The organism is Phyllobacterium sp. UNC302MFCol5.2 (assembly GCF_000686005.1).
GTDB classification, from domain to species: domain Bacteria; phylum Pseudomonadota; class Alphaproteobacteria; order Rhizobiales; family Rhizobiaceae; genus Phyllobacterium; species Phyllobacterium pellucidum.
On the sequence record NZ_JMLL01000001.1, the window covers coordinates 140,336 to 152,515 of the forward strand.

8 protein-coding genes are annotated in these 12,180 nt (G+C 56.6%); 5 read left to right on the forward strand and 3 right to left on the reverse strand.

All coding sequences use genetic code 11. The annotated features are described in order from the left end of the window. The first annotated feature begins 228 nt into the window (after positions 1 to 228). Positions 229 to 2,250, forward strand: a complete 2,022-nt coding sequence (locus BR48_RS23325) for a hypothetical protein (RefSeq protein WP_051614378.1) — start codon at positions 229 to 231, stop codon at positions 2,248 to 2,250. A 142-nt stretch (positions 2,251 to 2,392) separates the two neighbouring features. Here the strand turns inward: BR48_RS23325 and BR48_RS23330 are convergent, their stop codons facing one another. Next, positions 2,393 to 6,241, reverse strand: coding sequence for a GH92 family glycosyl hydrolase (locus BR48_RS23330; protein WP_051614381.1), 3,849 nt, complete (start codon positions 6,239 to 6,241; stop codon positions 2,393 to 2,395). A gap of 501 nt (positions 6,242 to 6,742) precedes the next feature. Here BR48_RS23330 and BR48_RS0100655 point away from each other — a divergent pair. The 4 genes from BR48_RS0100655 (at position 6,743) to iolG (ending at position 11,523) form a co-directional block, all read left to right on the forward strand. Further along, on the forward strand, positions 6,743 to 7,672 hold the full coding sequence (locus BR48_RS0100655) for a sugar ABC transporter substrate-binding protein (RefSeq protein WP_027229569.1): 930 nt from the start codon (positions 6,743 to 6,745) through the stop codon (positions 7,670 to 7,672). 86 nt (positions 7,673 to 7,758) lie between these two features. Beyond that, positions 7,759 to 9,300, forward strand: coding sequence for a sugar ABC transporter ATP-binding protein (locus tag BR48_RS0100660; RefSeq protein WP_027229570.1), 1,542 nt, complete (start codon positions 7,759 to 7,761; stop codon positions 9,298 to 9,300). 22 nt (positions 9,301 to 9,322) lie between these two features. Beyond that, positions 9,323 to 10,351: an ABC transporter permease gene (locus tag BR48_RS0100665; RefSeq protein WP_027229571.1), complete on the forward strand. Its 1,029-nt coding sequence runs from the start codon at positions 9,323 to 9,325 to the stop codon at positions 10,349 to 10,351. 182 nt (positions 10,352 to 10,533) lie between these two features. After that, the gene (gene iolG / locus BR48_RS0100670) at positions 10,534 to 11,523 is read left to right on the forward strand and encodes an inositol 2-dehydrogenase (protein ID WP_027229572.1); all 990 of its coding nucleotides are present in this window, start codon (positions 10,534 to 10,536) and stop codon (positions 11,521 to 11,523) included. A gap of 54 nt (positions 11,524 to 11,577) precedes the next feature. Here the strand turns inward: iolG and BR48_RS25635 are convergent, their stop codons facing one another. Together BR48_RS25635 and BR48_RS0100680 are read right to left on the reverse strand one after the other, a co-directional pair. Next, positions 11,578 to 11,898 carry a HigA family addiction module antitoxin gene (locus BR48_RS25635; RefSeq protein WP_081815705.1) on the reverse strand — a complete coding sequence of 107 codons (321 nt, stop codon included), beginning with the start codon at positions 11,896 to 11,898 and terminating at the stop codon, positions 11,578 to 11,580. Continuing rightward, entirely contained in the window at positions 11,870 to 12,154 is a 285-nt protein-coding gene (locus BR48_RS0100680; protein ID WP_027229574.1) for a type II toxin-antitoxin system RelE/ParE family toxin, read from the reverse strand. The genes BR48_RS25635 and BR48_RS0100680 overlap by 29 nt, the downstream gene beginning before the upstream one ends. Positions 12,155 to 12,180: the final 26 nt, after the last annotated feature.

Here is a 12,180-nt window from a genome sequence, read left to right on the forward strand (position 1 = left end):
ATTTCGCTCTTAATTACTCCTTCGAGAGATATCGAGTTTCAGGTTTACTTCTACAAGTATAGATTGAAAAGTAGGAATTAATGGCGAATGCTATTATGTATTCAGCTCAAATACTTGAATAAATCGACGGATAAATATCCAATTAAACTTTAGAAGAATTGACGCTGATCTTTCTGATTGCAAAGAGTTGAATGTCATAAATTCATTCAGTACAGAGATTTGGCGTCGATGAAATTTCAGTTTTATGCACTTGCCTCGCTTCTCCTGTTAACCGCTTACGACGGCTCCAACTCGTCCTTGTCCCAAAATGGCGCGGGCGTTGCGCTCACCGAAGTACGGCCGACGCTGCTCGCCGGCCCTGCCCCAGACGTTGGGGAAGGGGTCTCCCAAGCCGCCAATGCATCTGCGGTCAAAGAGGCGAAAGGCAAAGAAATTGATATGCCTAAGGCTGAGCTCGACGCAGCTTCGGCCAAGAAAGCCGCTGACGACTACCTCAAGAAAGGCAACCTGACAAAGGCAGTCAATACCTTGAAGGGGGCAGGGCTTTCCAAGGAGGCTGGAGAAATGCTCGCCAATGCCGGCCACGAGGACGAGGCTTTCGAGATTCTCGCGCCTAAAGACAAAGTCGTCGACGACAACCGCATCTACGACGGCAGCGAAACGGGGTCGCTGGCACTCGATAAAGTTGATGAGGTGGTATCCGTCAAGCGCACTTCCATGAAGATCGGTGGCAAAACGGTGCAGTTTACCGCGTCTGCGGGTCACCTAACGTCACACGACCTCAAGACCAACAAGCCGCAGGCGACGATATTTTTCATGGCCTATACCAGGGACGGACTGCCCAAAGGTAAGCGGCCCGTTACCTTCCTCTTCAATGGCGGCCCGGGCGGAGCATCGCTATCATTGCAGATGGGTTCATGGGGCCCGAAGCGCCTGAAGGCAGGCTATCCGGATATCCCCGATCAATACCAAACATCGGAGCCCGACCGGCTTCCATTTATCAGCAATGCCGAGACATTGTTGGACAAGACCGATCTCGTGTTCGTCGATCCCGTCGGCACCGGGTACTCACAGGCAATCGCGCCGAAGAAAAATGCCGACTTCTGGGGCCTGGACGAAGATCCGCCGGTTTTGCGGGATTTCATCCGGCGTTACGTCAACCTCAACACCCGCCAGCTTTCACCCAAATATCTCTACGGTATTTCCTATAGCGGCGTTCGCACGCCAATACTTGCAAATCTCATGGAAGATGCGGGCAAGAGCCAGTTCGAACCCGACAAATCCGGCAAGGATCCAATTGTCCTGTCGGGTGTCATCCTCAATTCACCCGCGCTCGACTATGATTCGCTTTGCTCGGCCCATGGCGACGACTGGAAGAAGCCTATTTCCTGTGCCGGCTATGTGCCGACCTACGCCATGATCGCCGATTGGTACAAGGAATCGAAAGCCAGGCCGAGCGAGACCTCGGTCGAATCCTACCTGGATACGATCCGGACCTTCATGAAGACGAAGTTCGCAGCTGCCGACAAGATTTATTATGCCGGCACGCCGAACGAAGATACGATGAACTTCGAGTCAAAAGAATGGACGAGTTATCTCGCCTCAAAGGAGGGGAAAGATCTTACTCAATATCTGGAAAAAATCACGACGGCCAAGCAGATATACTGGAAGGACGGTTTGAACATGTTTCCCGGGTACTTCCTGAAGCAGCTTTTCAGAACGGACTATCTTAAAAGTCAGTACGACGCCCGGGTTCATATCAAGGGTCAGTGGGTGAAAGATGCGGATGGCTATAAAGTGGCGACACCCTATGACCCGGAGGGCTATGCCGGCTATGCATTAGGCTACGAAATGGACCGTTACCTGCCCGATACGCTAAACTACAATGCGCAGGCGGAGTATATAAGCTCTTCCGATCCTGCGTTTGATGCCTGGAATTTCGAACGCTCCGCCCCGGGATCTGCGGCGCGGAGCAGCCTGCCGGATCTTAAGGCAGTGATCGGCAAGGACCCTTCGATAAAGATGCTTGTAATCCACGGCTACTATGATGCGGTTACACCCTTCTATCAGACCGAGCTCGATCTAAAGGGCGCGGGGCTGGGGCAGCGCGTACCGGTGAAGCTGTTCGAGGGCGGGCACTCGACCCACTATTCGGAGGAAGCGCGCAAACCGTTGAAAGCGGCGCTCGATAAATTTTACGACGCACCGCCTTATAGTGGTCCAACTGCGAAGGAAGCTTCGCTCAATTGAGCGAAGCTTCGAGTGGTGGGAGAAGAAATTGACCGGCCGCAGCGCTCGAAGGTGCGGATGCAAAAAGCATATTCTACCAACATTCCGGAATGAAATGGCACCTTGCGGTGGCCATTTCTACATCAATCGCGCCGTTGCGGGATCATGGGTAGCTCACATCGGCGGCGTTGATGCCGAAGATATGAAGCAGGTTGGAAGGAGGAGACGTGCTGGAACTGCTTGCCATGTCGGGCAGTTCAATCTGGGCAATCTCCTTTGTCCCCGACAGCTTGATGGCCTGGTAGTAGAGCCTTGCCTTCGTCGTGGTTTTACCACCGGCCCATTTGAGGCGTCCATCCGCTTCATACACGATCCTGTAGCCGTTTCCTTTGGTCGAGTCGGCGCTATAGGCAGCAAGCTTTTGTGCATCAGTGCTGCCTGTCGCGGCTATTGCTGGCAGCGAATATGCGGTGGCGTCCGTCCAATCCGGCAAGGATATGCTTACGGTTTCTGTCGTGCCATCGCCAAAAGTCAAGATCGCCTTGCCGCTACCGGTGCCGCTCGACCCTGCACCAAGAACGAAAAGCGTATTTCCCTTCAATGGCTTGTCGAATTTTACAATCTGCCCGTAGGAAATGACGTTGTCGCGGCCCAGCGGATGCAGTCTTGTTTGGGTCGGTAGCGCATCGAAAAGTCCGGCAATGAGTTTCAATCCCTCCGAATTAACATCGGCGAGTTTGAGCGTCGTCCCATCGATGCTTGTTCCAGGGACGCCGCCACTTGAATAGACACTGTCATTGGGCGTTGGCACCATCATCGAAGTGGTAATGCACGATGTCGCAAGGCCGCCGATGCCGCAATTGTTGAACGCGGCAGCCAAGCCCTTGTACGAAGCCTTTTCCCAGACCTTTCCCTTAGCGGGTGAGGGCGGGAGAATTGCCGGCGTTGCCAGCGTTGCCCATTGCGACGGTTCGTCGCCAAGGGTGAAGTCAAGAGTCGCCAGGCTGTTGGCGATCAGATTTTCCACCGGAAGCCAGGTGCTGTCGTACAGCACGCCGTTGAGGCGGAGGCCTTGGGTATAGGTTGCTGGCGCATTCGCAGCTCTGATGGCCACGTCGGCCTTACCGTCAGCAAGACGCAGTTGCGTCGTCGGGAACAGCGGCGAGTGGAGGCTTACGCCGCCTTCTCCTGGAATTTCCGGATAGAAGCCAAGTGCTCCCCACACATACATGGCTGAGATCGAGCCGAGATCGTCGTTGCCTGGGAGGCCCGCCGGATTGAGCTCGAAGACGGCGTCTTTCTTGTTTTGGAAGTCCTCGACTGTCCCGACCATTCGGCGGACCACGCGCTGCGTTCCGGCCGGGTTCTGCGTCCAATTATAGACCCAGGCCGATCCGAATGATGGCTCGTTGCCAAGATAGGCATGCTTGCTCTTTTCACCGGCGTTCAATTCAGTAAAGAACACGTCAAGCCTGTCGGATGTCGCTTTCGCACCGCCGAGTTCATCGACCAACCCGCCGAGATCATGCAGCACCATCCATAGATATTGTTCGTCCGAACCTTCCATGAAGCAGCCGTTTGGCGCGCAGGAGCCGCCCCATTTGCCGTCACGACCCTTTTGCGCCATCACCGGTTTGGCACCCGTTTTGTTCAGCGAGTTCTTCCAGCTCGCGGATTGGTTAATCAGCCGGTTGCCATTAGCGGTGTCGCCAACCTTGCTGGCGAATTTTCCGACAGCGTAGTCGCTGGCGGCGAGTTCGAGGCTCGTCGAGATGTACCCGTTCCAATCAGCACTGAAAATATAGCCGCGGGAAAGATAGCCGAGCCGCACATCCGCAATCGACTTGCCCTGGCAGTGCGCGACCGGATCATCGGCGGCATTGACCATAAGTTGTCTCGCCGATTCCGTATCGAAATTCGTGGCGCCGAAGGCATGTGCCTGAGCCACAATGATAGGCCCGGAATCCCCGGACATGACACCCTTGTCGTTGCTGTAGTTGACCCAACGGGGCAGTGCGCCGCACACCTTGCCCATATTGACCATGGACTGGGCCATATCGGCGGCCTCTTTCGGGAAGAACAGGGCGTGAAGGGGCGTAAGCTGCCGGTAGATATCCCAGCCAGAGAAGTTGGTGTATTGAACGCGTCCCGCCTCAGCCTTTTTGATCTGACGGTCAAAACCCATATAGCTGCCATCGACGTCGCTTGCGATCGTCGGCGCAAGCAATGACCTGAAGAAAAAAGTGTAGAGCTTCTGCTTCTGATGGATGAAATAATCGTTGTTCTTCGCCTTGTCCCAATCGACCTTGATCGTTCCAAGCTTGTCATTCCACTGCTTTCGATTCACCGCTCTTGCGGCGTCGAAATTCCATTCCTTGACGCTTTCCTGCTGAAGGTTGAGCTTGGCGTTGTCCTGGCTGACGAATGAAACACCGACCTTCATCATGATATCGGTTGGCTTGCCGGGTACCGTTGTAAACTCTAATGCCGGCGCGCCGGCAATCGTCGTCAGGACGAAGTCCTGATTGAATTCGGCATAGATAAAGGCATCAGGCTTATCGTCACCATTGTACGGAACACAGAACGCGCCGGTCTGCGCTCTGCCAACGAGGGCGCGGGGCGAGTCCGGGGCAACCTTGATTTCACCGGACTGCCCTTTGCGTACATTCGTGCGCGTCGGATCGATCAAAAGAAAGGCTTTTCCGTCGGCGGGATAGACGAAACGGCCGAAACCCGTGCGCGCAGTCGCGGTGAGTTCGACATTGACGTTTGAGTCGAGCTTGACCTGGTAGTATCCCGCCGCCGCCGACTCATTGGCGTGGGAAAAGGTAACACCCTTGGAAAGGTCGAAGGAGGCGCCGGTCAGCGGCATCATGGGAAACTCACCGCCATTGCCGGCGCAGCCTGCGCCGTTCATATGGGTAAGGCTGAAACCCTTTATGCCCTTTGTTGTCCCATTATTGCTCCAGTAATAACCGGAAGGCCAGGTCTTCGACTCCCAATTGTAATGATTTTCCGGCGCCCAGAAGACCATGCCGAATGGTACGCCCGCGCCTGGCGAAAGCGATCCGCCTTTGCCGGCGGCGACGGCAACAGCGCCTTCGGCCATCTTGGCGTCGGCGGTGCCGACAAACTGGTTGACGTAGGCGGTCAAATCGTCCGGAACCAGCTTGGCCATCGAACCTTCGATCGCGGCCAGTTGAGCGGCGATTTTGCTTGCGGTCTCGGCGCTGGATTTGGCGGAAACGTCGAAGGCGCTCTGCAGTTTGGCCAGCTGCTCGCCGAGAGCGGCAACGGTCGTGGTGTCCGCCTTGGATTTCATCGCCTCAAGCAACTGCTTGATGCTGTCGCTGGCGGCTGTGAGTTTCGTTCTGTCGTCGCCTGCGGTCTTGACCGCCGTGGCAATATCGTCGCTCAGGCCCTTGAGCTTGCCGCCAAGTTCATCAAGGGCTGTACGGTCGGAGGCCGTGAGCTGCGGGCTCTTTTGCAGCTCTGCCAGTTTGGCCTTTACAGCTTCCAAATCCTTGACATTTGCGGCGGCGGCAATGCCGTCGCCCATCGTTTTGAGCGTGCCGGTCAACCCGTCAAGCGCGATGCGGTCGGCTGGGGTCAGTTGCGGATTTTTCGAAAGTTCGGCCAGTTTGTCCAGGCCGGCTTGCAGGCTGGCTTTGAACGCGTCGTCCGACTGTTTGGTGTCAGTCGCAGACTGCTGCAGGGCGTCGAACTGGCTTTGCAGGCGGTTGATGGCATCCGACATAGCCGTTGTCGCAACACTGTCGGTGGTTTTGCTCTCCGCAACCTGTGACTGCAATAGGGCGATTTGTGAGCTGGCCGCCTCGCCCGCTGCTTTCAGGGAAGCGTTATCGTCCTTGAGCGCGGCATTGTCGTGCTTGAGCGTTTCAACATCCGCTGCAAACGTACTGGTTGGTGCTGGCGCTTCGTCCTTGCCGTCGCAACCTGTCAATATCGTGCAACCAAGCAGGGACGCCACCAAGGTGCGTCTAATCATCATCGTCTCCTCCCAAATGAATTCTTGAAAAATGTGTTGATGCGCAAATGGGCGCTGCCTTCAAATATCGACTGGCGTCGAATGTCGCATTCCTCCCAAAATGCCAACCTAAACCGATTAAACAAACGCTGCATATTTCGAGTTGGTGCAAAAGGTGTCAATCGGACCAAAGTCGTACACGATGCATCGATCGTTTCGCCTATGAGCATCGTCAGGAACCACTTCCAGTTGCACAGCCGTGCAAAATTAGACCGGCAATTATTGCCGCTTCAATTGAATCTTGCTTGACGCTTGAACGATAAAATGGAATAAATATTTCAGAAACTGAGCACAACGGTTTGTATATTCCGTTCTAGGAGGCTCAGGATCAGGTTTGCGCGAAATTTCGCGCACTCTCCTCGCCGCAATCTCGCATCCAGGGGTAGGTTGGCTGCGTGTACCAAGGTGTGGGGACAATCCGGATTAAAGCGGGTGTGGCCGGGCACCATTTGTGGAGGAGATGAAATGAAAAAGTTACTGATGACCGTGGCTGTTTCGGCCCTGATGAGCAGTTCGGCCTTCGCCGCCAATATCGGCGTGTCGATGGCTCTGTTCGATGACAACTTCCTCACCGTTCTGCGCAATGGAATGCAGGACTATGCCAAGACGCTCGATGGAGTGACCCTTCAGGTTGAAGACGCGCAGAACGACGTCGCCAAGCAGCAGAGCCAGATCCAGAATTTCATCGCTTCCAAGGTGGATGCGATCATCGTGAACCCGGTCGATACGGACGCGACTGCGGCCATGTCGAAGATCGCCGCCGACGCCGGCATTCCGCTGGTTTACGTCAACCGCGAACCCGTCAACGTCAATGAACTGCCCGAGAAGCAGGCATTCGTGGCGTCGAACGAGGTTGAGTCCGGTACCCTCGAGACCAAGGAAGTCTGCCGTCTGCTGAAGGGCAAGGGCGACGTCGTCGTCATGATGGGCGAACTCTCCAACCAGGCCGCGCGCCAGCGCACCAAGGACATTCACGATGTGATCGCCACGGATGAGTGCAAAGGCCTTAAAATCGTTGAAGAACAGACTGCTAACTGGTCCCGTACGCAGGGCGCCGACCTCATGACGAACTGGCTTTCCGCCGGTCTCAAGTTCGATGCGGTGATCTCCAACAATGATGAAATGGCCATCGGCGCGATCCAGGCCCTGAAGGCTGCCGGCCGCACCATGGATTCCGTCGTGATCGGCGGTGTCGATGCGACGCAGGACGCGCTTGCCGCCATGGCGGCGGGCGATCTCGACGTAACCGTGTTCCAGAACGCCGCGGGCCAGGGGCAGGGCGCTGTCGATGCAGCGCTGAAACTTGCCAAGGGCGAGAAGGTCGAGGCCAAGGTCTACGTTCCGTTCGAACTGGTAACACCGGAGAACCTCTCGAAGTACCAGAAGTCGAACTAAGGCCGTTCAACGCCTTTTGACGATCCGGAACGCATCGTTTTCATGCGTTCCGGTCTATAATGGAGCCTCTCTGGGAGGAGATGATCATGGCAGTCAGTCCCTCGACCATGGCGGCGGTGCGCGCCAGTGGCGCCATACCGCAGGCCGAATATCTCCTGAATGCGGAAAACGTCCGCAAGGAGTTTCCGGGCGTCCTCGCGCTGGACAATGTCCAGTTCCGGTTGAAGCGGGGCACGGTGCACGCGCTCATGGGCGAAAACGGCGCCGGCAAATCCACCCTGATGAAGATCCTCGCTGGAATATATATTCCAGATCAGGGCGAAGTCTTCCTCAAAGGGGTGCCGATCCGCCTGAAATCGCCGCTCGATGCGCTCGAAAACGGCATCGCCATGATCCATCAGGAACTCAACCTGATGCCGTTCATGACCGTGGCGGAGAACATCTGGATCCGGCGCGAGCCCAAGAACGGGTTCGGCTTCGTCGATCATGGCAAGATGCACGACATGACCGCAGAGCTGTTCCAGCGGCTCAATATCAACCTTGATCCCGACAGCCAGGTGCGCGACCTATCCGTCGCGAACCGGCAGATGGTCGAAATCGCCAAGGCGGTCTCCTACGAATCCGACGTCCTTATCATGGATGAGCCGACTTCGGCGCTGACAGAGCGCGAAGTGGAGCATCTCTTTGCCATCATTCGCGATCTGCGGTCGCAGGGTATCGGCATCGTCTACATCACCCACAAGATGAACGAGCTCTTCGAGATTGCCGACGAGTTTTCGGTGTTCCGCGACGGTCGCTTTATCGGCACACATGCATCGACGGACGTTACCCGCGACGACATCATCAAGATGATGGTCGGGCGCGAAATTACGCAGATGTTTCCGAAGGAAACGGTGCCGATCGGCGATGTGGTGCTTTCGGTAAAGGACCTTTCACTGAAAAACGTCTTCCACGATATCTCGTTCGATGTGCGCGCGGGCGAGATCCTCGGCATTGCCGGACTGGTCGGCTCGGGCCGCTCGAATGTGGCGGAGACGGTCTTCGGGGTGACGCCGGCAACGACAGGCACCATCGCCATCAACGGCAAGGACGTAAAGATCGATACGCCCCACAAGGCGATCGCCCATGGCATGGCGTTCATCACCGAAGACCGCAAGGAAACCGGCTGCCTGCTCATTCTCGATGTGCTTGAGAACATGCAGATCGCCGTGCTTCAGGACCGCTTCGTCAAATATGGCTTCGTTGCGGAAAGGCAGATTTCCAAGGCGTGCAAGACAATGAGCGATACGCTGCGGGTAAAGACGCCGAGCCTTGAAGAGAAGGTCGAAAACCTTTCAGGCGGCAACCAGCAAAAGGTGCTGATCGGCCGCTGGCTCCTGACGAACCCGAAAATTCTCATTCTCGACGAGCCGACCCGCGGCATCGACGTTGGCGCCAAGGCGGAGATTCATCGCCTTGTTTCACAACTCGCCAAACAGGGCGTCGCCGTCATCATGATCTCGTCGGAAATGCCGGAAGTGCTCGGCATGAGCGACCGCATCATGGTGATGCACGAAGGCCGCGTAACCGGATTTCTCGATCGAAACGAAGCAACCCAGGTCAAGGTGATGGAGCTCGCTTCCAAGTGAGCGCGCCGGGGAGGAACGAACAATGACAAGCGAACCTGTAACCGCCAAGGCAACGACACCCCCTCTAGCGCCGCGAAGCCGCAGGCGGCTGCCGCCTGAGGTAAATATCCTCCTCGTCCTTATCGGTATTGCGCTGATTTTCGAGATTCTGGGCTGGATTTTTGCCGGTCAGAGCTTTCTGATGAATGTCCAGCGACTGCGCATCATCATTCTGCAGGTCTCGGTGATCGGCATTATCGCAGTCGGCGTTACCCAGGTCATCATTACTGGCGGCATTGATCTTTCATCCGGCTCCGTGGTCGGCATGACGGCGATGATCGCTGCAAGTTTTGCCCAATCCTCCACATGGGCACGGCCGGTCTATCCTGCGTTGACAGACCTGCCGTTTTTTATCCCGATCGGCGTTGGCCTTGGTATCGGTCTCCTCGCCGGCATCGTCAACGGCTGGCTGATCTCCTATACCAAGATACCGCCCTTCATCGCGACGCTCGGCATGATGGTATCGGCGCGCGGCGTGGCCAAGTGGTATACAAAAGGCTCGCCGGTTTCAGGGCTGACCGATCAGTTCAATTTCATCGGCACCAGCATCTGGCCGGTCGTCGTCTTCCTCGTCGTTGCGCTCGTCTTTCACATTGCGCTGCGCTATACGCGCTACGGCAAGTTCACCTATGCGATCGGCGCGAATGCCCAGGCTGCGCGCGTTTCCGGTATCAATATTGAGAGCCATCTCATCAAGGTCTATGCCATTGCCGGTCTTTTGGCGGGGCTTGCCGGCATCGTCACCGCCGCACGTGCCCAGACTGCACAGGCCGGCATGGGCGTTACCTACGAACTTGACGCGATTGCCGCTGCGGTTATCGGGGGCACATCCCTGACGGGCGGTATTGGCCGTATCACCGGTACGGTCATTGGCGCCATCATCCTCGGCGTGATGATTTCCGGCTTCACCTTCCTCAGGGTCGATGCCTACTACCAGGAAATCATCAAGGGCGTGATTATCGTTGCGGCGGTTATCGTTGACGTGTACCGCCAGAAGAAGCGCAAGGTATAAAGGGTAACGACTGTTGAACTGCGATCGTCGGGCCTGACCCGAGGATCGGGCTTGCCCCCCAGGATCCAAGCAAATACGCCCTCTGCGTCCTTTGAGCCCTCGGGTCTAGCCCGGGGGATCACGGCAGGGAGCGGATAACAACGCCCGGGTTTGTTCCGGGCTTCTTTAAAGAGGTATTGAAAATGACTGTACGCTTTGGCCTGCTCGGGGCGGGCCGCATCGGCAAGGTTCACGCGAAGGCCGTCACATCGAACCCGCAGGCGAAGCTCGTCGCCGTTGCGGATGCTTTCGAACAGGCTGCCAAGGACCTTGCCACGGCACATGGCTGCGAAATCCGCAGCATCGACGATATTGAAAAGGCCGCGGACATCAACGCGGTGATCATCTGCACGCCGACCGACACGCATGCCGAACTGATCGAGCGCTTTGCGCGCGCCGGCAAGGCGATCTTCTGCGAAAAGCCGATCGACCTCGACGTCGAGCGCGTCAGACAGTGTCTGAACGTCGTTCAGGAAACCGGCGCAACGCTCATGGTAGGCTTCAACCGGCGCTTCGATCCGCACTTTGCGGCGGTGCGCAAGGCGATTGACGATGGCGCGATAGGCGATGTCGAGATGGTCACGATCACCTCGCGTGATCCGGGTGCGCCGCCGGCGGAATATATCACGCGCTCGGGCGGCATTTTCCGCGACATGACGATCCACGATTTCGATATGGCCCGTTTCCTCCTCGGCGAGGAGCCGGTCGCCGTCACCGCGCATGCTGCGGTGCTCGTCGACAAGAAGATCGGCGAACTTGGCGACTATGACAGCGTCAGCGTCATTCTATCGACGGCTTCGGGCAAGCAGTGCGTGATCTCGAATTCGCGCCGCGCCACCTATGGCTATGACCAGCGCATCGAAGTGCATGGCTCGAAGGGCATGGTTTCGGCGGAGAACCAGCGGCCGGTCTCGATCGAAGTGGCGAACGGCAGCGGCTATACCCGCCCGCCGCTGCATGACTTCTTCATGACGCGCTACACCGAAGCTTACGCCAATGAGATCGCTGCATTCATTGACGCCATCGCCAAGGGATCAAAGGCCGCGCCAGGCGGCGACGATGGTCTCAAGGCATTGGCGCTTGCAGATGCGGCTCTGCGCTCGGTAAAGGAAGGTCGAACCATCACTCTATAAGCCATGCTCGGCGAAACCCTCCCCGGCGCGGGGAGGGTGGAATCCCAAGTTCTGTCAAGCTGCCCTGGGCTCGATCGCAACGAGGTCGTTTCCGATTTCACGCCTCCGTTTCAGCAAATCATAATCGGCCTGCAGCCCGAGAAAGAAACCTTCGGAAATGCCGAAATATCTGGCAAGCCGAAGATCGGTATCAGCAGTTACTACGCGCTTGCCCAGGACGATTTCATTAATGCGTCGCGGCGGGACATGAACCGCTCGCGCCAGCGCATTTTGGCTAAGGCCCATCGGCACTAAAAACTCGTGCAGCAGAATCTCACCGGGATGCGGGTTCGGCAACAAGTTGTCTTCAGTCGTGATAGTCGATAATTTTGACATCGCGTGGCCCTCCTTCCGCCCACTTGAAACAGACGCGCCATTGATCGTTTATGCGGATCGAATGCTGCCCGGCGAGATTACCTTTGAGTGCCTCAAGTCGATTCCCGGGAGGGATCCGAAGGTCATCGATCACGCGCGCCTGGTTAAGCAAGCGCAGTTTTCGCAAGGCGACAGCCTGAATATCGGACGGCAACTTGCGGCTTCTGATGCCAGACCAAATCAACTGCGTTTCGCGGTCTGCAAAGCTCTGGATCATCCTGAAACGATAATCGAACTCGTACT

What these genes read in the sequence shown, in the direction of transcription:
- BR48_RS0100655 (WP_027229569.1), top strand. Translation starts at nt 6,743, where the DNA reads ATGAAAAAGTTACTGATGACCGTGGCTGTTTCGGCCCTGATGAGCAGT.
- BR48_RS0100660 (WP_027229570.1), top strand. Translation starts at nt 7,759, where the DNA reads ATGGCAGTCAGTCCCTCGACCATGGCGGCGGTGCGCGCCAGTGGCGCC.
- BR48_RS0100665 (WP_027229571.1), top strand. Translation starts at nt 9,323, where the DNA reads ATGACAAGCGAACCTGTAACCGCCAAGGCAACGACACCCCCTCTAGCG.
- iolG (WP_027229572.1), top strand. Translation starts at nt 10,534, where the DNA reads ATGACTGTACGCTTTGGCCTGCTCGGGGCGGGCCGCATCGGCAAGGTT.
- BR48_RS23325 (WP_051614378.1), top strand. Translation starts at nt 229, where the DNA reads ATGAAATTTCAGTTTTATGCACTTGCCTCGCTTCTCCTGTTAACCGCT.
- BR48_RS25635 (WP_081815705.1), bottom strand. Translation starts at nt 11,898, where the DNA reads ATGTCAAAATTATCGACTATCACGACTGAAGACAACTTGTTGCCGAAC.
- BR48_RS23330 (WP_051614381.1), bottom strand. Translation starts at nt 6,241, where the DNA reads ATGATGATTAGACGCACCTTGGTGGCGTCCCTGCTTGGTTGCACGATA.
- BR48_RS0100680 (WP_027229574.1), bottom strand. Translation starts at nt 12,154, where the DNA reads ATGATCCAGAGCTTTGCAGACCGCGAAACGCAGTTGATTTGGTCTGGC.